We start from the raw sequence: 24,440 nt of genomic DNA, 5'->3' as shown, positions 1-24,440 counted from the left end.
AACAAGGTCATTAACGAGGCCTCTGGTCAGGCTCCTGATCTTGCCCCTGATTTAGCCTCCTGGTGCGGCACGCGACACCGTGACGGCGTGGGCAGGACGAATCTTTGGTAGCGGCCTGCTGTTGCTCGTCATCCATTCTCGATGCCCAGGAGGCTTCATGTCTTCGCTGATCCACCAGACGCGTTGGCGTCACGTTGCCAACCCTCGCAGGACGACCGACACGCTGATCGGTGAGCGCCAGCGGGCCGTGCTCAACCCGCAAGCCCTTCATATCGCGCAAACGGAAATTCGCCGTTGGCCAGGTTATGCGCCGACTCCATTGGTCGGGCTTGATGGCCTGGCCAAGGCCTGCGGCGTGGCCGTGATCGACTACAAGGATGAAGCCGAACGGTTTTCGCTCAAGAGCTTCAAGGCCCTCGGCGGAGCCTACGCGGTGTTGCGGCTGATCAAGCGCCGCCTGGGAGAGGCGGTCACCAGCGACGCCCTGATGCGCGGAGAGTATCGCACAGCGCTGGAAGGGCTGACGGTCTGCTGTGCCACCGATGGAAATCACGGACGGTCGGTCGCCTGGGGGGCTAGTCAGTTCGGCGTGCGCTGCGTGATCTATCTTCACGCCACCGTGTCCGAGGGCCGGGAGCAGGCGATTGCAGACTTTGGCGCGGAAATACGGCGGGTGCCAGGCAACTATGATGATTCGGTGCGTCAGGCCGCCGAGGATGCTGCTGAATATGGCTGGTGTGTGGTCTCGGATACGTCCTACCCCGGATACATGGATGTGCCGCGTGACGTGATGCAGGGGTACAGCGTGATGGTCGACGAGGCGGTGGCCCAGATGCGTCAGCCGCCGACGCACTGCTTTGTGCAGGGTGGCGTCGGTGGACTGGCGGCAGCGACCCTGGCGCAACTATGGGAGGCTTATGGCGCCGAGCGGCCGCGACTGGTCGTGGTCGAGCCGGAGCGAGCGGCCTGCCTGCTGGCAAGCGCCGAGGCCGGACGGCCGGTCGCGGTCGAGGGCGAACTCGACACCCTGATGGCAGGACTTGCCTGCGGTGAGGTCTCTCTGCTGGCGTGGGAAGTGCTCGATGAAGGGGTGGATGATTACGTCGCGGTATCCGACGAGGCCGCGGTGGAGGTCATGCAACTGCTGGCAGCAGGTGTGGCGGGCGACTCGCCGCTGGTAGCGGGAGAAAGCGCCGTAGCGGGACTGGCGGGCCTGCTGATCGCCCAGCAGGATCCCGAGCTGGGAGCACGCCTTGGGCTGACGGCGGAGAGCCGTGTGCTGTTGATTGGCAGCGAAGGTGCCACTGACGACGATGTCTATCGAGAGCTGGTCGGAAGCAGTGCCGACGAGGTCCGCAGTGGGCAGTTCAGGGCCCGGGAGGTCGGTCATGTCAGCTGAACTGAGGGTCGATGGCGAGCGGCTGTGGCAGCGCCTCCAGACCCTGGGGGAGGTCGGCGGCCTGCCCGGAGGAGGTGTCTGTCGACTGGCGCTGACGGAAGAGGATCGGCTAGGGCGCGATAAGGTGATGAGCTGGATGCATGAGCTTGGCCTCGAGGTGCACCAGGATGCCATCGGCAATGTGTTCGGCCTGCGTGCCGGGCGTGAAGCGGGGGCGCCGGTGATGACCGGCTCGCATATCGACACGGTTCGCACCGGCGGCGTATATGACGGCAATCTTGGTGTGCTGGCCGGGCTCGAAGTCGTGGAGACGCTCAACCGTGCCGGTCTCCAGACGCGCAGACCGCTGTGTGTGGCCTTTTTCACCAATGAGGAAGGCGCGCGATTTGCGCCGGACATGATGGGTAGCCTGGTCTACGTGGGTGGCATGACGCTTGAGCAGGCCCTGACGACGCGAGGCATCGACGGCGAGAGCGTGGCCGACTGTCTCGACCGCATCGGTGCAGCGGGTCAGCACCCCGTAGGCCAGCCCGATGTGCACGCCTTTGTGGAACTGCATGTCGAGCAAGGGCCGGTGCTCGAGCGCCAGGGCATTACCATCGGCGCGGTGGAGCAGGTCCAGGGCATCTCCTGGGCCGAGTATCGCTTTACCGGCAGGTCCAATCACGCCGGTACCACGCCCATGGACATGCGTCAGGACGCGGGTTTTGCTGCCATGGACACTGCCAGCTATGTCAGGCGTCGTGTCAGTGAGGCAGGCGGGCATCAGGTCGGTACCGTAGGGCGCATGTCGCTGACCCCGGACCTGGTCAACGTGGTACCGCAAACGGCCTGCATGACCGTCGACCTGCGCAATACCGATGATCGGGTGCTTACACAGGTCGAGGCGGACGTCGAGCGCCATGCGCGCGAGCTGGCGAAGCAGGAGGGGCTGCTCTTCGAGCGACACACCCTGGCGCGGTTTGCCCCTGTCGACTTCGATCCTGGCGTGGTGGAGCTGGTCGAAAACACGGCCAGGCGACTGGGACACAGTGTCCGTCGCATGCCCAGTGGTGCCGGCCATGATGCCCAGATGCTGGCGCGGGTATGCCCGACGGCGATGATCTTTGTCCCGAGCGTAGGCGGGATCAGCCACAACATCGAAGAGTACACCGCGATGGAAGACATCACCGCTGGCGCCAATGTGCTGCTGCAGGTGTTGCTCGAACTCGCCCAGACCCCCTGACGCCAGACGCGACAAGCAGAGAGAGCTCATGAGCCGACATATTGTAGTAGGTGCCGCCCAGCTGGGTCCGATTGCACGCGACGAGTCCCGGGAGCAGGTGGTCGAACGCATGCTCGCCCTGATGGAGCGAGCCCATCAACGGGGTGTGACCCTGCTGGTGTTTCCGGAACTGGCGCTGACGACGTTCTTTCCTCGCTGGTTTATCGAAGACGAACAAGAGCTCGACCGCTTTTACGAGGGGGGTATGCCAGGCCCGGCGACGGATCCGTTGTTCGCCGCCGCGAAACGACTGGGCATCGGCTTCTATCTGGGCTACGCCGAACGCGTCCGTGAGGGCAGCCAGGTGCGCCGCTACAACACGGCCATTCTGGTAAACGAGCACGGCTCGCTGGTCGGCAAGTATCGCAAGGTGCACCTGCCTGGGCATGCCGAGCATGAGCCCTGGCGGCCCTTTCAGCACCTGGAAAAGCGCTACTTCGCCCCAGGAGAGGAAGGGTTCGGCTGCTGGGAGGCGTTTGGAGGCAAGATGGGGATGGCGCTGTGCAATGATCGCCGTTGGCCCGAGACCTATCGTGTCAGCGCCCTGCAAGGGGTTGAGCTATTGATGCTGGGCTACAACACGCCGGTGCACTATCCGCCGGTGCCGCAGCATGATCATTTGCAGGGGTTTCACAACCACCTGTGCATGCAGGCGGGGGCTTACCAGAATGGCATGTGGGTGGTCGCGGTCGCCAAGGCGGGACGTGAGGAGGGCTGCGACCTGTTGGGGCAGAGCTGCATCATCGCTCCTACCGGCGAGATCGTTGCCATGGCCAGCACCCTGGAAGACGAGCTGATCGTGCATGACTGTGACCTCGAGCGTACCCGGGAGATTCGCGAACACATCTTCAATTTTCGTTTGCATCGCCGCCCCGAGTGCTACGGCGTACTGGTAGAGTCATAAAAAAGCCGCCCCGAAGGGCGGCAGGCTAGTCACGACCTTCCAGGTCGTGGACATCGCAGGGGCAAGGGGGCCTTGCGATGTCGTCAGGGAACGTCGTTACGTCTCGATGCCGGCGATTTCCTTACTCGAACACTGCACAAATGCCTGCGTGGTCGAGTCGCTGCACGGCGGGTGCCAGGCATCGCTGGGCTCATGTATTCAGTGCTTGCTACTGCCGGATCAGGTAGTCAAAGGCACCGAGAGCAGCGGTGGCGCCTTCACCGACGGCAATGACGATCTGCTTGTACGGCACGGTAGTGACGTCGCCAGCAGCAAAGATGCCCGGCACTGAGGTCATGGCGTGGGCGTCGGTCACGATCTCGCCGCGCTCAGACAGTTCGATCGGAGAATCCTTCAGCCACTCGGTGTTGGGTACCAGGCCGATCTGCACGAAGACACCTTCCAACTCGACCGTCTTGAGCTCGCCGCTGGAGCGCTCTTCGTAGCTGAGGCCGGTGACGCGATTGCCGTCGCCGTTGATCTCAGTGGTGCGAGCCCCGGAGATGATCTCGACATTGGGCAGGCTGCGCAGTTTCTTCTGCAGCACGGCATCGGCACGCAGCTCGTCCATGAACTCGAACAAGGTCACGTGGGAGACGATGCCCGCGAGGTCGATGGCAGCCTCGACGCCGGAGTTGCCACCGCCGATGACCGCAACCCGCTTGCCCTTGTACAGGGGGCCATCGCAATGGGGGCAATAGGCGACGCCGCGATTGCGGTACTCGGACTCGCCGGGCACGTTCATTTCGCGCCAGCGGGCACCGGTGGCCAGGATCAGGGTCTTGGAGCGCAGGCTGGCACCGGAGGCAAAGCGGACCTCATGCTCGCCGCCCGGGGTGCTGGCCGGTACCAGTTCCACAGCCCGCTGCAGATTCATGATATCCACATCGTACTGCTTGACGTGTTCTTCCAGCGCCGTGGCGAGCTTGGGACCTTCGGTCTCCTGCACCGAGATGAAGTTCTCGATGGCCATGGTATCGAGTACCTGACCACCAAAGCGGTCTGCCGCCACACCAGTGCGAATGCCCTTGCGCGCCGCGTAGATCGAGGCGGCGGCACCGGCGGGGCCACCACCGATGGTCAGCACATCGAAGGCCTGCTTGGCGGACAGCTTCTCGGCTTCGCGTTGTTCCGCGCCGGTGTCGACCTTGGCCAGAATCTGTTCGAGCGTCATGCGGCCCTGGTCGAAGGGCGCCCCGTTCAGATAGACACTGGGCACCGACATGATTTCGCGGGATGCCACTTCGTCCTGGAACAGCGCGCCGTCGATGGCATCGTGGGAGATGCGCGGATTCAGGATAGCCATCAGGTTCAGCGCCTGGACCACGTCCGGGCAGTTCTGGCACGACAGCGAGAAGTAGGTCTCGAAGTGCATGTCCGCATCGAGGGACGTGATCTGTTCGATCACGTCTTCGCTGGCCTTGGGCGGATGGCCACCCACCTGCAGCAGTGCCAGCACCAGCGAAGTGAATTCGTGGCCCATCGGGATACCGGCAAACACCACCCCGGTAGGGGCACCGTCGCGATGCAGGGCAAAGGAGGGCGCGCGCTGGTCCTGGCCGTCGGTGGACAGGCTGATATGGTCACTGAGTGCGGCAATATCGCTCAGCAGACCGTGGAGTTCCTTGGACTTGTCGCCGTCATCCAGAGTGGCGACAAGCTCGAAGGGGCGAGTGACGCGTTCGAGATAGGCTTTCAGCTGTTGCTTGAGAGAGTCGTCCAACATGACAGCGGCAATCCTGGTATCTATGGGAAAGTAAAACTCTGCGGCGGACGTGGCTTCACCCGGTTCACGCGCTCGAGCGCAAGCTGCGTGGGCGTTGAGCAGGCCGCAGAATCCCCACCGAACCCCTCCAAAACCCGCAGGGACCCGATCTCGCTTGCGCGACTGGTAGGATGACCGGGACGAGGAGCCCGGTGGGGAAAAGGGAGATCATCCCAGCGGGATGACAGGCGCCTCGCAGGAGGCGCCGTACTGCATATCGGCGAGGTTTAGATCTTGCCGACCAGGTCCAGAGACGGAGCGAGAGTCTCTTCGCCTTCCTTCCACTTCGCCGGGCACACTTCGTTCGGGTGAGCGGCGACGTACTGAGCAGCCTTGACCTTGCGCAGCAGTTCTTCGGCATTACGGCCGATGTTGCCAGCGTTGATCTCGACGATCTGGATCTTGCCTTCCGGATCGATGACGAAGGTGCCACGCTCAGCCAGACCGTCTTCTTCGATCAGCACTTCAAAGTTGCGCGAAATGGTCAGAGTCGGGTCAGCAATCATCGGGAACTGCAGCTTGCCGATAGTCTCGGAGCTGTCGTGCCACGCCTTGTGGGTGAAGTGGGTGTCGGTGGAAACGCTGTAGATTTCCACGCCCAGCTTCTTGAACTCTTCGTAGTTGTCCGCCAGATCACCAAGCTCGGTCGGGCAGACGAAGGTGAAGTCGGCCGGATAGAAGAAGACGACGCTCCACTGGCCCTTCAGGTTGTCGCTGGTGACGTCGACAAACTCGCCATTGTGGTAAGCGGTGGCCTTGAACGGCTTGACTTCGGTGTTGATCAGGGACATTCCCGTCTCCTTTGAGCGATGGGTGTGTTGTCTGAAGACAGGGCATACCTTACGCAGATTCGGACGATAGGATAAATTGAATGGCCTGATGATCCTGATAAGAGCTGGCTATGTTTGAGCGCGAGCGAAAGCGGGACACTCTTGCCCACAGGGTGGCCTCAGAGGGCCTTGCACCAGCGCCTCAGTAGTCGGCGAGATAGCCCCGCAGACGGCTGACGGCCTGGCTGTGAAGCTGACACACCCGCGATTCGCTGACCCCCAGCACGGCGCCGATCTCCTTCAGGTTGAGCTCTTCCTGATAGTAGAGCCCCATCAACAGCTGCTCGCGCTCTGGCAGGGCAGCAATCGCTTCGATCAGGGCCTCGCGGCGCTCTCCGTCCAACAGGTCTGCCAGTGGCGCCGCAGCAATCTGGTCGCTGAAACGGTGCTCGTTGCCTTCGGCCAGCAGTTCCTCGAAGGGCATCAGCTGACCGTTGTTGACGTCGCCGAGCAAGCGCCGATAGCTGACCAGGTCCATATCAAGGGCGGCCGCTATCTCATGCTCTTCGGGGGCGCGGCCCAGGCGTTGCTGCAGCTCCCGGGTGGCTTGATCCAGAGCCCTCGCCTGGCGCCGCACACTGCGCGGCAGCCAGTCGCGACTGCGCAGTTCGTCCAGCATGGCCCCGCGTACGCGCTGGCTGGCAAAGGTCGAGAACTGGGCGCCCTGGCTGGCGTCAAAGCGCCCCAGGGCTTCCAGCAGACCGACGATGCCAGCCTGAATCAGGTCGTCCAGGTCCACCCCGGCGGGGAGTTTGACCTGCAGCGCCAGAGCCTGTCGGCGCACCATGGGAAGGTAGGCCTCAAGCTGGGATTGGTGCTCCATTCTGCCTTGAGCGGTGTACATGGCATTGTCCTCGGCGACAGCGTCAACGGTGATTGACGATCACGGTCATGCCCTCGACCGTCTGCGGTGGCGCACCCTCCGCCAGACGAAAACGAAAGACGAAGGGGCCGGCGGCGGCGAGCCCGGCAAAGGCCTCGGTGCTGCCACGCGCGGCGTTCAGGCGTACGCAGCGATGGCCGTGGCACAGGCGTGCCAACAGGCCTGCGCCAGGGGCCTGACGATAGCGCCAGACCACTCGCTCGACGACACCATCGGCGTGTCCGGCGGGCGGTGCCAGCGCCGCTGAATCACGCTCCAGTTGGCTGGAGGCGACGGACAGGCGCGGAGCACTGGCGGTCCAGGCGCCCGGAAAGGCCACGGCGGTGGCACTTGCCAGCACGACCGCGATGGCCACAGCGGCAGCGCTAACGGTGCGACGCAGGAAGCGGTTCACATGCCCCCCACTTGATGAGTGACGCGCAGTAGCCTGTCGTCTGGAATTTCGGCCTGGGACATCACCACCAGGTGACGCAGGCGCCGACGCAGGAAGCGCGCCAGCACTGGACGCATGTTCGGCGATACCACCAGGACCGGCGGCTCGCCGGTCGCTTCGTGACGAGCCAGGGCGGCCTCGGTCTGGTCCATCAGGGTCTGGGCCAGCCCCGGTTCGAGCGCACCGTTGCCGTTCATCGCCTGATTCAGTACCTGCTCCAGCTGAGGTTCGAGGCCGATGACGTTGAGGGACGCCTGGCCGGCAAACCACTGCTCGGTGATGGCCCGGCCCAGGGCAATCCTCACCAGCGCCGTCAGCTCGGTGGGGTCCTGTTGATGAGTAGCGTGTTCTGCCAGGGTATCGAGAATCGTGCGCAGGTCGCGGATCGACACATCCTCGTCCAGCAGCTGCTGCAATACCCGGGTGAACGCGGTCAGTGATAGCGCCTTGGGAACCACCTCTTCCACCAGTGACTTCTGTTCACTGCCCAGCTTGTCGAGCAGTTTCTGTACTTCCTGGCGACCCAGCATCTCGGACGCATGACGATGCAGCAGGTGATTGAGGTGGGTGGCCACTACGGTGCTGGCGTCGACCACGGTGTAGCCATAGACCTGAGCGCGCTCACGCTGGCTGGCATCGATCCAGATGGCAGGCAGGCCAAAGGCGGGGTCCTGGGTCGGTGTGCCTTCCAGCTCGCCGGACACCTGACCGGGGTCGATGGCCAGCCAGCGGCCTGGCCAGGCTTCGGCGCGGCCGATCTCTGCCCCCTTGAGGGTGACGCGATAGGTCGAGGCGTCGAGCTCCAGGTTGTCGCGAATATGTACCACCGGCGGCAGAAAGCCGACTTCCTGGGCAAACTTCTTGCGCACACTCTTGATCCGCCCCAGCAGCTCACCCTGCTGGCGGGCATCGACCAGGGGAATCAAGCGATGTCCCACCTCAAGACCCAGGGTGTCGACCAGCTGCACATCATCCCAGCTGGCCTCCGGGGCTTCGGTGGGAGGTGCCGGCGTTGCGCTTTCCTGCTCTTCCACCAGGCGCTTCTCGGACTGCCGCGATAGCCACCAGGCAAGTCCTGCCAGCAGACCCGTGAACAGCAGGAAGACCAGGTTGGGCATGCCCGGCACGAGACCGAGCAGGCCCATCACCCCGGCGGCCAGCAGCAGCACCTTGGGATTGACGAACAGCTGGCTGATCATCTGCTGGCCCACATCCTGGTCGGTGTTGACCCGAGAGACCGTGACGCCGGCGGCGGTGGAGATGACCAAGGCCGGGATCTGAGCCACCAGACCGTCGCCAATGGTCAGCAGGATGTAAGTGCGAGCGGCGTCGGAAAAGGCCATGTCGTACTGCATCAGGCCGATCATCAGGCCGCCAAGGACGTTGACCACCATGATCACCAGGCCCGCCATGGCGTCGCCGCGCACGAACTTGCTGGCACCATCCATGGAGCCGTAGAAGTCGGCTTCCTGGGCCACTTCGGCACGCCGACGCTTGGCGTCTTCCTCGCCGATCAAGCCGGCGTTGAGGTCGGCGTCGATGGCCATCTGCTTGCCGGGCATGGCATCCAGCATGAAGCGAGCGCCCACTTCGGCGATACGCCCCGCGCCCTTGGTGATGACCATGAAATTGATGATCACCAGGATCAGGAAGACCACCAGCCCCACGGCGAAATTGCCGCCGACCAGGAACTGGCCGAAGGCCTCGATCACCTTGCCCGCAGCGTCGCCACCTTCGTGGCCGTTCATCAGCACGACCCGGGTCGAGGCGACGTTGAGTGACAGCCTGAGCAGGGTGGTGAACAGCAGCACCGCCGGGAAGGCAGCGAAGTCCAGCGGCTTCTCGGTGAACATGCTGACCAGCAGCACCATCACCGCCAGGGCGATGTTGAAGGTGAAGAACAGATCCAGCGCGAAGGGCGGCAGCGGCAGAATCATCATCGACAGGATCATGATGATCAGCAGCGGCCCGGCCAGCACCTTCATTGGCACCTCGGCCATCCAGTCGCGGCGCGTCAGATACTGGGAAAACGACTTCATCCGCGTGCTCCGTCAAGCCTGGATCGGGTGCTGGTGTCAGCGGTCATGGCTGTCTCTCATCGGTAGTCACGTCCTGTTCGGGCGCATCGGCGGCCACGGCCAGCTCGTCGGGAACGGCGATGGCCGTGGGGGCAGGGGGCGGGGCCTCGCCCTCGCTGGCGGCTCGCTTGAGGCCGAAGGCCCAGGCCAGCACCTCGGCCACGGCGGTATACAGCGCCATGGGGATCTCGCGATCGAGATCCACGTGGCGGTAGAGCGTTCTTGCCAGTGGCGGCGCCTCCAGCAGCGGCACCCCAGCCTCCTGGGCCAGGTCGCGGATGCGTGCGGCCACCGCGTCGGCTCCCTTGGCCACCACCCGCGGCGCCCCCATGTTGCCCTCGCGGTAACTCAGGGCCACGGCGAAGTGGGTGGGGTTGGTCACGACCACATCGGCCTCGGGCACCTTGCTCATCATGCGCCCGCGGGCCATGGCCTGCTGCTGCTGACGAATGCGGCCCTTGACCTGGGGGTCGCCCTCGGATTCCTTGTGTTCCTGTTTGATCTCTTCCTTGCTCATGCGCAGCTTCTTGGCGTGGCTCCAGAGCTGATACGGCACGTCGATCAGGATCACCACCACCAGGGTCAGCACCATCAAGGCGCTGGCTTCGGCCGCCATGCGCATCGCTGCGGCCAGGGCGGCGGCGATCGGCATCTCCATCAGGCCCAGCGCATCGCCCTTATGCAGATAGACGTAGCCCAGGCCGACGCCGCCGACCAGTACCGACTTGGCAATGGCCTTGGCCAGCTCTGCCAGGGCGTGGGTCGAGAACATCCGCTTGAGCCCCTTGGCGGGGTTGAGCTTGGACAGCTGCGGCTTGAGCGACTTGGCCGACACCAGCCAGCCTCCCAGCAGCGCCGGCGCCACCAGCGCGATCAGTGTCAGCAGCAGGAACAGGGGAATCAGGCTGATCAGGGTGCGGCTACCCAGGTCGAGGGCCTGGGACAGCATCGGCATGGTTTCCATGGCCTCGCGCCGCTCGAACAGGAAGGCCTGCTCCATGACCGAACCTAGCTGACCGTAGAGCATGCCACCCATCGACCACAGCCCGACCACGCCACCCAGCAGCAGCATAAAGGTGGCCAGCTCGCGGGAACGGGCTACCTGGCCCTCCTCCCTGGCCTTCTCCAGGCGTCGGGGGGTGGCCTCTTCGGTCTTTTCCTGATCGCTCGCGCTATCGGCCATGGGCAGTCAATGGGCACAGATTCTGATATGACCCATTGTCGCCGCTGTTAGCCAGATCAAAGGCTCGAAAAGATGACGAGAACGCAGGCTTACCCCCGGATGGAGGTAAGCCCAGAGACATTCCCGGGGAGAGCAGTCAGACGCCGCTTCAGCGCAGCAGCCGAACGATGTCGTCGGCGATCACGCGCACGGCAGGCCTGTCACCAGGCGTATGAACAACGGCGTGAGCTTAGAAGCCAAGCTCGTCCAGCAGATCGTCGACCTGGTCCTGACTGGCCACCACGTCGCTGCTTTCCGGCTTGATCTGCGGGCCGTTGAGCAGCGAGTCCTCGTTGCGCCGCCGCAGGCTGTCGCGGGCATCCGTATCAGGCACATTGTCGATGAGCACCTGCACCAGCTGGTCCTCGATCTCACGGATGACGTCCATCATGCGCTTGATCACCTGGCCAGTGAGGTCCTGAAAATCCTGTGCCATCAAGATTTCCAGCAGCTCCTTCTGGGTGGCCTGGGTGTTTTCCGGCACCATCGCCAGATAGGCGCGAGTGTCGCTGACCAGGTCGCGGGCGTCGTCCAGCTCCTTGGGAGCGTCGAACCAGGCCTGCCAGCGCTCGTCCAGGGCCTGGGCATGCTCGCTCAGGCTATCCTGCAGAGGCTGGGCGCGATCGATGGCGTTGAGTGAACGTTCTGCGGCCTGTTCCGTCATGCTGGCCACGTAGCTGAGACGATCACGAGCGTCGGGGATGGCCTCTGCGGCCTTTTCGATCTCCTTGTCCAGGCCCAGCTCACGCATGCTTTCGCGCAGCATGCGGGTCAGCTGGCCAATGCGCTGGACCAGGTCGTCGCCTTGTGCACCGGAGTTGGCGCTGGCGATCTGCGGGTGTGTCATCGTTGTCTCCTGGTGACGCCTTGGCGTCACATGCCGAGCTTTTCGAAGATCTTGTTCAGCTTTTCTTCCAGGGTGGCGGCGGTGAAGGGCTTGACCACATAGCCGTTGGCGCCAGCCTGGGCCGCGGCAATGATGTTTTCCTTCTTGGCCTCGGCGGTCACCATCAACACCGGCAGTGCCTTCAGACTGTCGTCGCCGCGGATGGTCTTGAGCATCTCGAGGCCGTCCAGGTTCGGCATGTTCCAGTCGGAGACGACAAAGTCGTAGCCGCCTTCACGCAGCTTGTTGAGCCCGTCCTGTCCGTCCTCGGCTTCCTCTACATTGGTGAAGCCCAGTTCCTTGAGCAGGCTGCGCACGATACGTCGCATGGTGGGAAAATCGTCCACCACCAGAATGCGCATGTTCTTGTCGGCCATGAATCAGGTTCCTCATCGTTCGCTTGGGGAGGAGGGGGCCTAGAAGGCCTCCCATTCGGTTTCTTCGTGTCGTTGTGCGGTGCGTGTCGCGGGAGGCGCCGACTCGTCGTTGCGCGGTCTTGCGTCAGCAAGCGTTGGCGCGTCCGCGACCGGTTCCGGGGCACGCTGGGAAAGCGCGGCGTTGCTATCGTCGGGCAGCTGGAAGATGGCTACCGTCGTGGCCAGCTGGCGGGCCTGGATGGCCAGGTCTTCGGCGGCGCGGGATACCTGCTGTACCAGCGCTGCATTTTGCTGGGTGGTCTGGTCGAGCTGGGTGACGGCCTGTCCGATCTGGCCGATACCCTCGCTCTGCTCGCGGGAGGCCACGGCGATCTCGTCGACAATGTCGTGGACCCGGCGCACGGCGTTGACCACCTCGGCCATGGTGTCACCGGCCTGGCGTGCCAGCTGGGTGCCCCCGTCGATACGCTGGGTGGATGTCTCGATCAGCGTCTTGATACGTCCTGCCGCCTCGGCGCTGCGGCTGGCCAGGCTGCGCACCTCGCCGGCGACGACCGCGAAGCCACGGCCCTGCTCGCCGGCCCTGGCGGCTTCCACCGAGGCATTCAGCGCCAGGATGTTGGTCTGGAAGGCAATGGCGTCGATCATCCCGGTGATATCGCTGATCTGACGGGAATCCTGGCTGATGGTCTCCATCGTCTCGACCACTCGCCCGACCACGTCTCCGCCCTGCTCGGCGGTGGTCGAGGCCTGGCTCGCCAGATGTCGCGCCTGGCCTGCGTTATCGGCATTCTGGGCGACGGTGGTGGTCAGTTCGTCCATGCTGGCGGCGGTCTGTTCGATCGATGCCGCCTGCTGTTCGGTGCGTGCCGACAGGTCGACATTGCCAGCGGCGATCTCGCGACTGGCGTCGGCCATGCGAGTGCCGCCGTGGCGTACCTCGCTGACGGTCTGGCCCAGTTTGGCCTGCATCTGGTGCATGGCGGTGAACAGCTGGCTGATCTCGTTGTTGCCGCGCACCTCGATGGGCTGGGAGAGGTCGGCGTGGGCGATCGCGTCCAGGGTATTCACCGCGCGCTTGAGCGGTTTGATCACCAGGCTTCGCAGCAGCAGGTAGGCGCCCAGCACCGCCAGCAGGATCATCACCAGGGCAGCGATCTCGAGCAGGCGGTCCGTGGCCACCTGGCGTTCGAAGTCGGCCTTGATGACATCGCCACGGCGGTCGGCGTAGTGACTGAAGTCATTGAGCACGTCGTTGAGGGCGTCAAGCTGCGGTGCCAGTTGACGGCTGCCCGCGGTGAAGCGCGTCATGTCGCCGGCTTCCAGCGCGTCGATCAGTGTCATCGCGCCCTCGATGACCTGGGGATAGCGGTCTTCGATCAACTGCCCCGTGGCGTCTCCCTGGGCGGTGCGTGGCACGGCGGCAAAGCGTTCGAAGTGGGTCCTGGCGCGTTCGACCAGTTCCCTGGCATGGCCAAGTCCGGACACCAGTTCCTGATTGACGCCGCCTGATGCCACTTCCACTTCCAGCAGGGCCTCATTGAGCAGCGCGTCACCGCGGCTGACGGCGTTGAGCTGCTCGACGTTGATACGATTGAGCAGAGACAGGGTCTGGGCGGCCTTGTGACTGCTCAGCATGCCGATCCCGAGGCCGACAATGGCCGCCACGAGCAGGCTGGCGAGCATCGCCACCATCAGGGTGTGCAGGCGAATATGATGAAGTCTTGCCACGGTAGAGTCCTCTAGCTGACGGCGCCCTGCCCAGGGCGATGATCAAACACGTTGGGCGCGCCCTGCTGCGGCCACCAGCGCCAGGATGCGCGGCGCGACCTCGGGCAATGCAATCACTTCCGTGGCGCCGCCCAGGGCGATGGCTTCCCGTGGCATGCCGAACACCACACAGCTGGTTTCGTCCTGGGCGAGGGTCTTGGCGCCGGCCTCGCGCATGCGCAACAGGCCCGCCGCACCGTCCTTGCCCATGCCGGTCAGCAGCACGCCGACGGCATTGGCACCCGCCAGGCGTGCCACGGAGTCGAACATCACGTCCACCGAGGGGCGGTGACGGTTGACCGGTGGGCCTGCGTGAAGTCGCGCGATGTAGTTGGCACCGCTGCGGGCGAGTTCCAGGTGATGATCGCCGGGGGCGATATAGGCATGGCCCGGCAACAGGCGCTCGCCGTCGCTGGCTTCCTTGACGGCGATTTGGCACAGCCGGTCGAGGCGTTCTGCGAAGGAACGGGTAAAGCCCCCAGGCATGTGCTGGGTGATGATGATCGCCGGGCTGGCGGCAGGCAGTGGCTCTAGCACCTGCCGAATGGCTTCGGTGCCGCCGGTGGAGGCCCCGATGGCGACCAGCTTTTCACTGCCGATGATGGGTGCCGAAAGGCGCTGTGGTGGGGCTTCCCGAGGCTTGGTCTGACGCGGCCGAGAGCGCGCAGCAGCGCGTATCTTGTCGGCAATGTCATTGGCGTAGTCGAGCATGCCGTCGCGGATGCCAAGGGTCGGCTTGGCCACAAAATCCAGCGCGCCAAGCTCAAGCGCCCGCAGGGTGATGTCCGAGCCGGCCTGGGTCAGTGACGACACCATCAGCACGGGCATCGGTCGCAGCCGCATCAGTCGCTCAAGGAAGTCGAGCCCGTCCATGCGCGGCATTTCCACGTCCAGCGTCAGCACGTCCGGGTCGTGGCGCTTGATCAAATCGCGCGCCACCAGGGGATCCGGCGCCACTGCCACCACTTCCATATCCGGCTGGGATTGGATGATTTCCTTGAGCAGGTTGCGAATCAGTGCCGAATCATCGACGCACAACACCTTGATCTTGGGGGCACTCAAGCCGCTCTCCTCTGGGTGGTCCATGCCAGGATTATCGGCAGGCGCGCGCCGATCTTTAGACGTCTGTCAGGGCGCCTGGCAACTGGTAGACCGTCTGCCCGCGCAGGCGGAAGGCGGCGGTGATCTGGGAAAAGTTCTCGGAATGTCCGGCGAACAGCAGACCGTCGGGCTTGAGCAGGGGGGCAAATCGCTCGAGGATGCGCTTTTGGGTTGGCTTGTCGAAATAAATCATGACGTTACGACAGAAGATGGCGTCAAAACGCCCCTCCAGCCCCCAGCTGGGCGAGAGCAGGTTGAGGGCGTTGAAGCTGACCCGACGGCTGAGCTCGGGATGGACTCGAGCCATACCCTCCTGACGTCCCTTTCCCCGCAGGAAGTGGCGCCTCAGCAGGGCCGGGTCAAGCCGCGACAGCTGCTCGATGCTGTAGACCCCGGCCCGGGCGCGGGCCAGGGCCTCGGTATCGATATCGGTGGCGATGACCTCCAGATTGGCGGTGTTGCCGCCAAGGGCATCGCTCAAGGTCATGGCGATGGAGTAGGGCTCCTCGCCGGTAGAGGCGGCGGCGCTCCAGACGCGGTAGCCGCCGGAGCGCTGACGAGCGTGCTCTGCCAGCAAGGGAAAATGGTGGGCCTCACGGAAGAAGGCCGTGAGGTTGGTGGTCAGGGCGTTGGTGAAGGCTTCCCATTCCCTGGCGTCCGGGCGCTGTTCGAGCCGCTCCAGGTAGTCACTGAAGCGTACCAGGCCGTGATGGCGCAGGCGCTTGGCCAGACGGCTGTAGACCATCTCGCGCTTGTGCTCGGCCAGCACGATACCGGCCCGCTCGTAGATCAGCTGACGAATGCGAGAAAAGTCTCGTTCGGTCAACAGCAGGTCGCGCTCGAGCGAGGCCATGGCCTCGCTCGGATGACCGCTGATAGAGGCTGCCAGGGGGTCGTTCAAAAGGCTTCCCACTCCTCGTGGTGTGATGATGGGGCCGCAGGAGCTGCGCGGGAGGGCGCTGGCTCGTTGGCAGCCGGGCGGCGCGTGGTGTCGGGCTGTTCACTGACCTCTTCGCGCACGGCGCCCTTGAGACGGAAGGCGCGGATAGCGAACGACAGCGCCTCACTGTGATCCCGCAAGCGCATGGCGGCAGCGGCAGACGTCTGCACCCGAGCGGCGTTCTGCTGGGTGACCTGGTCCATTTCGGCGACGGCCTGATTGATTTGCACGATGCCGTTGCTCTGCTCGTTGGACGCTGCGGTTATCTCCGCCATGATGTCATTAACCCGGGTGGTGGCTTCCATGACCTCGGTCATGGATGCCTCGGCTTGACGTACCAGAGCGGCACCGCCATCCACGCGCTGGTTGGCATCGTCGATCAGTGCCCGAATTTCGCTGGCGGCATCGGCGGAGCGCCCGGCCAGGGTGCGCACCTCTCCGGCCACCACCGCAAAGCCACGGCCTTGCTCACCGGCACGGGCGGCTTCGACCGAGGCGTTCAGTGCCAGGATGTTGGTCTGGAAGGCGATGGCATCGATGGTCGAGATGATCTCGGCCATCTTGCGTGACCCTTCGGTGATCTCCCCCATGTTGCCGACCAGGCGCTGCATCAGCTCGCCGGTGGCCTGGGTCCGTTCAGCGTTGTCAGAGGCCAGGCCGCTGGCCTGACGGGCGTTGTCGCTGTTATGGGCCACCGTGGTGGTCATCTCTTCCATGCTGGCGGCGGTCTGCTGCAACGACGACGCCTGCTGTTCGGTACGTGCCGACAGGTCTTCGTTGCCACGCGCGATCTCACCCACCGCAGGCGTGACCTGGGCGATGGCGCGGTTGACGTCGCCGACGATGCTGCCGAGGCTCTTGCGCATGACGTCGAGGCCAGAGACGACCTGACCAAACTCATCGCGGCGGGCACGCGGGACCTGGGCACCGAGATTGCCGGAGGCGATCTGCAGGCTGAAGCGCTGCACATCGCGCAGTGGCTTGAGCATGGCGCGCAGGGTCAGGGTGCCAATCAGCACCAACAGCAACAGGCCTGCGCCGAGAACGCCGGCGAGCACCATCAGCATATTTTGCTGCATCTGGTTGGCCTGCATGGCCAGGGCATTGGCGGACGCCTGCTTGTCCTGGATCAGACTGGTAACGCGATTCGACAGCGCCTTGCCCTGGGCCTCCACACCGCCGATATGATTGGGCAGGGCCACAAACACTTCGTAGCTGTCATCACCGGACAGGATATCAATGGAGGCGCCGAGGCCTTCTTCCAGATAGTCGTTCAACTGGGTGTCGAAGGCGTCCGCCAGCGCGGTCTGGTTGACCTCACGGGCGTGATAGCCGTCCCATAGCTTCGTCAGGCTTTCCTGAATGCCCGCCAGGTTGGCGGCATGCTCTTCGCGCTTGTCCATCAGCGCCATGCGTTCCTTGCCGACCAGCGACTGGTAGCCCTGGGTGATCAGCTGATCCATGCGCTGCAGCCGGGCCACGTCCTGCAGACCATCCTGGTGAATGGCGGCCAGGTGGCTTTCCGCCTGACGCTCGGCGTACAGACCCACCGCGCCGCTGGTGGCCAGCAGCAGGACGGCGACGCCGATCAGGCCAATCAGGCGGGCCTTCATGCTGGTCAGGTTCAGGCGGCCCAGGGCGCCCAGCAGGCCACGTCGCTTCAGCTCACCCTGGCGCAGGACGAAGCGAGGGCGACGCTTGCCCGCGTGGTAGTCCGCGTAGGCGCGCTCGGCAAGCGCCACCTCATCGGCAGAGGCCTTGGTACGGACAGAGGCGTACCCCACGACCTCACCGCCTTCTTCCAGCGGAGATACGCTGGCCTTGACCCAGTAGAAGTCGCCATTCTTGCGCCGGTTCTTGACCAGGCCTTGCCAGTTGCGCCCAGCCTTCAGGGTCTTCCACAGATCGGCAAAGGCCGCTGGCGGCATGTCCGGATGGCGCACCAGGTTGTGATGGGCGCCGATCAGCTCGTCACGGCTGAAGCCGCTGACCTCGACGAACGCCGGGTTGGCGTAGGTGATACGGCCCTGAAGGTCGGTACGGGAGATCAGGAAGTGCTCGTCGTCGAGGACGAACTCTCGTTGTGTCGTGGGTTGATTGTTGCGCATCATGCCCCCTGCGTGGCGGTGTTCTTATGTGTTTCTTTTTGGGCTCCGCGCTGGGTGTTTAGGGGCACGCCAGCGCGGTTCTGGTCAGGGCGTCAGAATGACTCCCACTCCTCTTCACTCGCATTGCCGTCTGCGCGGCTGGTGGTACTGCTGGCGTGTTCGTTGCGCTGTTGCGCGTGACGGCTGGCGTCGGCATCGCGCTGACTCGAGCGCAGCGCCGGCATCCAGCGGGTGAGGTCGTCCTGGCGCTGGCGCTCACCGCTTTCGACAAGCTGGAAGCGGCTCATGGTGGCGGTCAGGCGGCTGGCCTCGGCCTCAAGCTGATTGGAGGCCGATGCTGCCTGCTGCACCAGCTGGGCGTTCTGCTGGGTGACCTGTTCCATCTGGGTGATGGCGTCGTTGACCTGGCCGATGCCGTGGCTCTGTTCGGTGGTGGCAGAGGCGATTTCGTCCATGATGTCGCTGACCCGCGTCACCGCCTTCACCAGCTCGCGCATGACCCCGCCGGCTTCATCGACAAGCTCGGAGCCGGAGCCGACCTGGCTCAAGGAGGCGTCGATCAGCTCGCGAATTTCGCGGGCCGCCTCGGAGGAGCGGCTGGCCAGCTTGCGCACTTCCTCGGCGACCACGGCGAAGCCGCGGCCATGTTCACCGGCACGGGCGGCTTCCACCGACGCATTCAGCGCCAGGATGTTGGTCTGGAAGGCGATGGCATCGATGGTGCCGACGATGTCCGCTACCCGGTGGGAGCCAGAGCGGATGTCATGCATGGTGGTGACGACCGATTCCATCACGTCGCCGCCACGGCCAGCGGCACTGCTGGCCTCATTGGCCAGCTGGCTGGCCTGGCGTGCGTTGTCGGCGTTCTGGCTGACCGTGGAGGACAGCTCTTCCATGCTCGAGGCGGTTTCCTCCAGGGCTGCCGCCTGCTGCTCGGTGCGCGCGGACAGGTCGTTGTTGCCGCTGGCGATATGCTGGGCGCCACGGTAGATCAGGTCGCCGCTGTCACGCACGGCACCGACGGTGCTGGCGAGTCCGGCCTGCATCTTGGCCAGGGAGGCGTAAAGACGACCGATCTCGTTGTTGCCGCGCTGAGGAACCTGCTGGTCGAGGCGTCCTCCCTCCACGGCTTCGAAGTAGCCAACCAGCCTGCCGAGCGGGCGAATGACGTTGATGGTCACTCCCCACAGCACGCCAGCGATGGTCAGGGCAGCGATCACCAGTACCGCAATGATGGCCCATTGCAGCAGGCTCATGCGCTCGAGAAAGGTGTCGTACAGGGCATGGCCGTTGTGCTCGGCCGTGACGAAGAAGTCGACCGCCGCGGTATAGAAGGCTGTGCTCAGGCCGATCAGGTTCTCGCGACCCTGGGTGAAGGCATCGGTATTGCCCGCTGCCAGCGCGGCCTGCTGCGGGGCCAGACCGTCATCGACCAGAGCATGAAAGCTGGCTTCGACAGCAGCGATTCGCTCCGCTTGTTCGGGCCGTGCCGGCAAGGCCATGAACTCGTCAAAGACCTGCTTGAGCTGGACCAGCTGGGCGTCCAGCGCGGCGGCGGCGGCGGTCAGGGGTTCCCGCTCCTCAGGCCAGGCGGCGTCGAGCAGTCCGGCTTGGATGTCGCGCAGCTCCACCTGTACGAAAAGCTGCTGGGAATTGACCCGATTGAGCGTCGACTGCTGATCGACATTAACTTCATTGAGTCGCTGGATCGAATTCTCACTAAGCGAGGTGATGTACAGGCCAAGGCCGCTGAGCACCAGTACCAGCAGCGCGAAGGTGCCGAGTACCAGGGTCCAGCTCAGTCTTACCGTCATGTCGTTGAGTCGCTTCACGTGCCATTCCTATTGGGGCGTCTTTTCTTGTCAGCCGTGGGGCGTTGGAGTCGTCAGGGGCGTGTTCAGGCGCTGGCGCCGGCGTGCTCGACCAGGGTCATTTCATCGCTGGTCAGCAGCTTGTCGATGTCCACCAGCACCAGCATGCGGTCATCGAGGCTGCCCAGACCGCTCAGGTAGTCCGACGACAGGGTCACGCCGAATTCCGGCGCTGGCTTGATCTGGTCCGGCGCCAGGGTCATGACGTCGGAGACCGCATCGACCACGATGCCGACCACCCGTGTGCCCACGTTGACCACGATGACCACGGTCTGGCCGCCGTACTCCACGCGTTCCAGGTGGAACTTGATGCGCAGGTCGACAATCGGAACGATCACGCCACGCAGGTTGGTGACACCCTTGATGAAGGCCGGTGCGTTGGCGATGCGGGTGACGTTCTCGTAGCCACGAATCTCCTGAACCTTGAGGATGTCGATGGCGTATTCCTCGTCACCGAGGGAAAACACCAGAAATTCACGATGGCTCAGGTCGGTGGCGGCCTGTGCCGCCAGATCGGTGTGCTGGTTCATGCTGAAAGGTCCTCCGTCAGGGAGTGAGAGGCGGTCTGGCTAGCGAGGTCGCGGGGCTTGCGCTGGCGCTTCTCCCGATGCAGCCGGTGCAGATCGGCGATATCGAGGATCAGCGCCACGCTGCCATCACCGAGGATGGTGGCGGCAGAGACACCGGGGACTCGCCGGTAGTTGGTCTCGAGATTCTTCACCACGACCTGCTGCTGGCCGATCAGGTCGTCCACCAGCAGGGCATAGCGGCGGCCCTCGCCCTGGACGATGACCGCGATGGTCTCGGTGATCTCGGTTCGGGCATTGGCGACATCCAGCGCTTCGTGTACCGCCACCACCGGCAGGTATTCGTCGCGAACCTGCAGCACCTGGTCATCGCCGGCCATGGAATAGAGGTGCTCCCTGGACGGCTGCAGCGACTCCAGCACCGCCGACAGGGGCAGGATGAAGGTTTCGTCGCCGACCCTGATCGACATGCCGTCGAGGATGGCCAGGGTCAGCGGCAGCACGATGCGGGTGGTGGTGCCCTGGCCCTGGCGCGACAGAATTTCCACGTGACCGCCCATGGCCTGGATGTTGCGTTTGACCACGTCCATGCCGACCCCGCGGCCAGACACGTCGCTGACCTGGGCGGCGGTCGAGAAGCCCGGTGCGAAGATCAGCTGCCAGACCTCATCGTCGCTCATGCTGTCGGACACGCTGAGGCCGCTGTCTCTGGCCTTGGCCAGGATGCGTTCACGGTCGAGTCCGGCACCGTCGTCGATCACCTCGATCAGAATGTTGCCGCCCTGGTGCTGAGCCGACAGGGTCAGGCGCCCGGTGGCGGGCTTGCCGGCGGCCAGGCGGGTCTGGGGAGACTCGATACCGTGATCCAGGCTGTTGCGAACCAGGTGCGTCAGCGGGTCGATGATGCGTTCGGTCAGGCTCTTGTCGAGCTCGGTGGACTCGCCTTCGGTGGTCAGCTCCACTTCCTTATCGAGCTTGCCGGCCAGGTCCCGAACCAGTCTGGGGTAGCGGCTGAAGACATAGTCCATGGGCACCATGCGCACCGACATCACGGCTTCCTGCAGGTCCCGGGCATTGCGCTGCAGCAGGTTCATCCCGTTGAGCAGGCGCGGATCGGCGGCGCCGTCCAGCTCGCTGACCGTCTGATCGAGCATGGACTGGGTGATGATCAGCTCACCGACCAGGTTGATGATCTGGTCGACCTTGTCCACCGACACCCTGATGGAGCTGTTTTCCTTGGCCGGTTTCGCGCTGGTCTTGCGCTCGGCACCAGCCGCCGCCTTGGCAGGGGGCGTCGAAGCAGGGTGCGTCGAGTCAGGCTGCGATGTGGACGGAGAGTCGGTGGAAGCAGAGCCCTGTGAAGAAGCGCCCGGTGAAGAAGCCTCCGGCTCGCTGCCTGTTGCCTGCGCGTGCACGTCATCGGCCGCGTTGGATGAGGCTGCAGTGCTGATCGCTACCTGCTCTGGCTCGGCGATAAAGCACATCACCGCCTCGATATCTTCGGCGCTTACGCTGGTGGACAGCACCACTTCGTAGCGCTCGGCATCGCCGCGCTGTTCCACGACCTCGCCTAGCTGGGCCAGCTCTTCCACCAGCAGTTCCCGGTCCTTGTCGCCGACGCCGATCAGCGCGACTAGCAGTCGGTCTCCTGCGCTCGGGAGGGTGGGCGATTCCTCGGCCGGGGCTGTCTCAAGCTGTGGTGGCGTGGCGGGCGTTGGCGCTGCCTCATGGCCGCCATCCAGAGACTGGCCGATCTCTTCCAGGGCCAGCGTCCTCAGGGTCTGGCAGATGCGCTCGTAGGCCTCCTGATCCGGCGCCTGTTCGTTGCGATAGGCGTCCAGCTGGTCGTTGAGCATGTCCTTGGTTTCCAGAAAGATATCGACGATGTCGGGGCGCAGGCGCAGCTCCCCCCGGCGGGTATGGTCGAGCAGGTTCTCGAACAGGTGTGTGGTGCGTTGCAACACGTCGAAGCCGAACGTGCCGGCGCCGCCCTTGATGGAGTGGGCGGCACGAAAGATGGCGTTGAGCTGCTCGGTGTCCGGCGCCGCCGGGTCAAGCTCCAGCAGATGGCGCTCCATGTCTGCCAACAGTTCTTCGGCTTCCTCGAAGAAGGTGTCGTAGAAATCGGTGATATCCATGCGTGTGTCACCCGGGGTCAGTGGGGCTCGTCGGACGGCGCTGTCGTGGCATTGGCCAGGGCGCCCTGGAAGCGCGCTTCGATGTTCTCGAGGGGGCCTGCCATCAGTGCCCTGTTGTCATTGCTGGTGGGGGGCGTGGAGCGCGGATCCAGCGTGCCGGGGTGACGTATCAGCTCGGCCACACTGGGAAACAGCACCACCAGCTCGATGCGGCGGTTTATCGGGTCGTCGGCCTGGGTGTCGGGCATGACGACCTGGTCGGCCAGTCCGGCCACGCGCAGCAGCTTGCCACTGTCGAGGCCGCCGCCGATCAGCTCGCGGCGCGACGCATTGGCGCGGTCCGAGGACAGCTCCCAGTTGCTGTAGCTACCGTTGCTGTTGAGGTAGGCCAGGCTATCGGTGTGGCCGCTGATGCTGAGGTCGTTGGGCAGGTCATTGAGCAGGGGGGCCATGGTACGCAGCAGGTCCCGCAGGTAGGGCGCCACCCGATCGCTTCCCAGCGCGAACATCGGACGCTGCTCATCGTCCAGGAGCTGAATACGCAGGCCTTCCTGGGTCATGTCAAAACGCAGTTGATCGCGCAGGCCACGCAGCTTGGGGTCCTGCTGGATGGCCAGCTCGATACGCTGCTGCAGGTTGCGAAAGGCCCGGCGCTGTTGCTCGCTGGGCCGGGTCTGGCGCTTCAGGTCGATGCGCATGCGCTCGCCCTGCTGGCTGGTCACGTCGGGGCCGCCTCCAGGAATGACCTGGGGGCTCATGGCGACGCTGTCACCGTTGGTCATCGACGCCAGCAGCGGCATGCTGAAATAGTCGGCGACCCCCTCGCGGGTCTCGCGGCTGGAGGATGACAGGATCCACATCACCAGAAACAGCGCCATCAGTGCGGTCATGAAGTCGGCCAGGGCGATCTTCCAACTGCCACCATGGTGACGATGCACCACTTTCTTGCGGCGGATGATGATGGGGCGACGCTGGTCGGCGCTGCTCATGCCGCCCCCGCGCCAGCCTTGGCGTCACGCACGTGATCTTCCAGCTCCTTGAAGCTGGGGCGCTCGCTGGTGTGCAACGCCTTGCGGCCGAATTCCACCGCCAGCTGCGGCGGGTAGCCATGCAGGCTGGCCAGCATGGTGACACGCAGGCATTGCAGCATCTTCACCGACTCGCCTGTCTGGCGCTCGATGCGGCTGGCCAGTGGGCTGATAAAGCCATATCCCAGCAGAATCCCGAGGAAGGTGCCGACCAGAGCGTGGGCAATCATCACGCCCATCTCGGAAGGGTCGGCGGCGGAAGCGCTGAGCGCCTTCACCACGCCCATGACCGCGGCCACGATCCCGAAGGCCGGCATGGCGTCGCCGACCTTGGCGATGGCATCGGCGGGGATATGCGCTTCCTGTTCGAACATCTCGATCTCATGGAGCATCAGTTCGTCGATCTCCATGGGATCCATGCTGCCGGCGACCATCAGGCGCAGGTAGTCGGTCAGAAAGTTCATGATCATGGGGTCGGCGAGCACCTTGGGATACTCGCTGAACAGTGCGCTCTCGGCGGGGTTGTCGATATCCCGCTCGATTCCGAGCATGCCGTCGCGCCGGACCTTGGCCAGAATCCGGTAGAGCAGCGCCATCAGCTCCATGTACATGGCCTTGTCATAACGCTTGGAGCGTTTCAGGCGCGGGAAGATGCGGAAGGTCGCCTTGAGCGCCTTGCCGTGGTTGGAGGCGATGAAGGCACCGAGACCGGCACCACCGATCATCAGCAGTTCGGTCGGCTGGAACAGCGGGCCCAGGCTGCCGCCGGAAAGCACGAAGCCTCCGAACACCGACAGCAGCACGACCGCGAATCCGATGGGTATCAGCACGACGACTATCCTTTGCTGGGACGTGGAAGACGTTCTGCTGGTGTTAT

General features: G+C 64.3%; 20 protein-coding genes. 3 read left to right on the top strand and 17 right to left on the bottom strand.

Annotated elements, in window-relative coordinates; genetic code table 11:
* Positions 1-157 precede the first annotated feature (157 nt).
* From KUV45_RS01230 to KUV45_RS01220, 3 genes are read left to right on the top strand one after another with little or no spacing between them, the layout of a single operon-like run.
* A complete protein-coding gene (locus tag KUV45_RS01230; RefSeq protein ID WP_222162328.1) occupies positions 158-1,399 on the top strand; it encodes a diaminopropionate ammonia-lyase in 1,242 nt (413 codons plus the stop codon).
* Positions 1,389-2,624 carry a Zn-dependent hydrolase gene (locus KUV45_RS01225; RefSeq protein ID WP_222162329.1) on the top strand — a complete coding sequence of 412 codons (1,236 nt, stop codon included), beginning with the start codon at positions 1,389-1,391 and terminating at the stop codon, positions 2,622-2,624. Before KUV45_RS01230 ends, KUV45_RS01225 begins: the two co-directional genes overlap by 11 nt.
* A 28-nt stretch (positions 2,625-2,652) precedes the next feature.
* Positions 2,653-3,567 carry an N-carbamoyl-D-amino-acid hydrolase gene (locus KUV45_RS01220; RefSeq protein ID WP_222162330.1) on the top strand — a complete coding sequence of 305 codons (915 nt, stop codon included), beginning with the start codon at positions 2,653-2,655 and terminating at the stop codon, positions 3,565-3,567.
* Between the two features lie 208 nt (positions 3,568-3,775).
* Here KUV45_RS01220 and ahpF read toward each other — a convergent pair whose 3' ends face one another.
* From ahpF to motA, 17 genes are all read right to left on the bottom strand, one after another.
* On the bottom strand, positions 3,776-5,332 hold the full coding sequence (gene ahpF, locus KUV45_RS01215; RefSeq protein ID WP_206941925.1) for an alkyl hydroperoxide reductase subunit F: 1,557 nt from the start codon (positions 5,330-5,332) through the stop codon (positions 3,776-3,778).
* A gap of 266 nt (positions 5,333-5,598) precedes the next feature.
* Complete coding sequence (gene ahpC, locus KUV45_RS01210; protein ID WP_206941923.1) at positions 5,599-6,162, bottom strand: alkyl hydroperoxide reductase subunit C; 564 nt, start codon at positions 6,160-6,162, stop codon at positions 5,599-5,601.
* Between the two features lie 181 nt (positions 6,163-6,343).
* A complete protein-coding gene (locus KUV45_RS01205; protein ID WP_222162331.1) occupies positions 6,344-7,045 on the bottom strand; it encodes an RNA polymerase sigma factor FliA in 702 nt (233 codons plus the stop codon).
* A 22-nt stretch (positions 7,046-7,067) separates the two neighbouring features.
* Positions 7,068-7,478 carry a flagellar protein FlhE gene (locus tag KUV45_RS01200; RefSeq protein WP_206941920.1) on the bottom strand — a complete coding sequence of 137 codons (411 nt, stop codon included), beginning with the start codon at positions 7,476-7,478 and terminating at the stop codon, positions 7,068-7,070.
* A complete protein-coding gene (gene flhA / locus KUV45_RS01195) occupies positions 7,475-9,556 on the bottom strand; it encodes a flagellar biosynthesis protein FlhA (protein ID WP_206941918.1) in 2,082 nt (693 codons plus the stop codon). The genes KUV45_RS01200 and flhA overlap by 4 nt, the downstream gene beginning before the upstream one ends.
* Positions 9,557-9,599: 43 nt before the next feature.
* Entirely contained in the window at positions 9,600-10,778 is a 1,179-nt protein-coding gene (flhB, locus tag KUV45_RS01190) for a flagellar biosynthesis protein FlhB (RefSeq protein ID WP_222162332.1), read from the bottom strand.
* Positions 10,779-11,007: 229 nt separating this feature from the next.
* On the bottom strand, positions 11,008-11,664 hold the full coding sequence (gene cheZ, locus KUV45_RS01185) for a protein phosphatase CheZ (RefSeq protein WP_206941914.1): 657 nt from the start codon (positions 11,662-11,664) through the stop codon (positions 11,008-11,010).
* 26 nt (positions 11,665-11,690) lie between these two features.
* The gene (gene cheY / locus KUV45_RS01180; protein WP_206941913.1) at positions 11,691-12,080 is read right to left on the bottom strand and encodes a chemotaxis response regulator CheY; all 390 of its coding nucleotides are present in this window, start codon (positions 12,078-12,080) and stop codon (positions 11,691-11,693) included.
* Positions 12,081-12,119: 39 nt separating this feature from the next.
* A complete protein-coding gene (locus tag KUV45_RS20365) occupies positions 12,120-13,811 on the bottom strand; it encodes a methyl-accepting chemotaxis protein (RefSeq protein WP_222162333.1) in 1,692 nt (563 codons plus the stop codon).
* Positions 13,812-13,853: 42 nt separating this feature from the next.
* Positions 13,854-14,912, bottom strand: a complete 1,059-nt coding sequence (locus KUV45_RS01170; RefSeq protein ID WP_224851935.1) for a chemotaxis response regulator protein-glutamate methylesterase — start codon at positions 14,910-14,912, stop codon at positions 13,854-13,856.
* A gap of 55 nt (positions 14,913-14,967) precedes the next feature.
* Positions 14,968-15,804: a CheR family methyltransferase gene (locus tag KUV45_RS01165; RefSeq protein ID WP_206942557.1), complete on the bottom strand. Its 837-nt coding sequence runs from the start codon at positions 15,802-15,804 to the stop codon at positions 14,968-14,970.
* 44 nt (positions 15,805-15,848) lie between these two features.
* Positions 15,849-17,999 carry a methyl-accepting chemotaxis protein gene (locus tag KUV45_RS01160; RefSeq protein WP_222162335.1) on the bottom strand — a complete coding sequence of 717 codons (2,151 nt, stop codon included), beginning with the start codon at positions 17,997-17,999 and terminating at the stop codon, positions 15,849-15,851.
* A 92-nt stretch (positions 18,000-18,091) separates the two neighbouring features.
* Entirely contained in the window at positions 18,092-19,831 is a 1,740-nt protein-coding gene (locus KUV45_RS01155; RefSeq protein WP_224851936.1) for a methyl-accepting chemotaxis protein, read from the bottom strand.
* A 65-nt stretch (positions 19,832-19,896) separates the two neighbouring features.
* The gene (locus KUV45_RS01150) at positions 19,897-20,400 is read right to left on the bottom strand and encodes a chemotaxis protein CheW (RefSeq protein WP_222162336.1); all 504 of its coding nucleotides are present in this window, start codon (positions 20,398-20,400) and stop codon (positions 19,897-19,899) included.
* Positions 20,397-22,535, bottom strand: a complete 2,139-nt coding sequence (cheA, locus tag KUV45_RS01145; RefSeq protein WP_222162337.1) for a chemotaxis protein CheA — start codon at positions 22,533-22,535, stop codon at positions 20,397-20,399. Before cheA ends, KUV45_RS01150 begins: the two co-directional genes overlap by 4 nt.
* Before the next feature lie 17 nt (positions 22,536-22,552).
* The gene (gene motB, locus KUV45_RS01140) at positions 22,553-23,524 is read right to left on the bottom strand and encodes a flagellar motor protein MotB (RefSeq protein WP_206941907.1); all 972 of its coding nucleotides are present in this window, start codon (positions 23,522-23,524) and stop codon (positions 22,553-22,555) included.
* A complete protein-coding gene (gene motA, locus KUV45_RS01135; protein ID WP_206941906.1) occupies positions 23,521-24,393 on the bottom strand; it encodes a flagellar motor stator protein MotA in 873 nt (290 codons plus the stop codon). The genes motB and motA overlap by 4 nt, the downstream gene beginning before the upstream one ends.
* Positions 24,394-24,440: the final 47 nt, after the last annotated feature.

Source organism: Halomonas sp. DP3Y7-2, from assembly GCF_019800795.1.
In the GTDB taxonomy this organism is placed as follows: Bacteria; Pseudomonadota; Gammaproteobacteria; order Pseudomonadales; family Halomonadaceae; genus Halomonas; species Halomonas litopenaei_A.
This window is presented reverse-complemented; position numbering and strand designations above follow the sequence as displayed.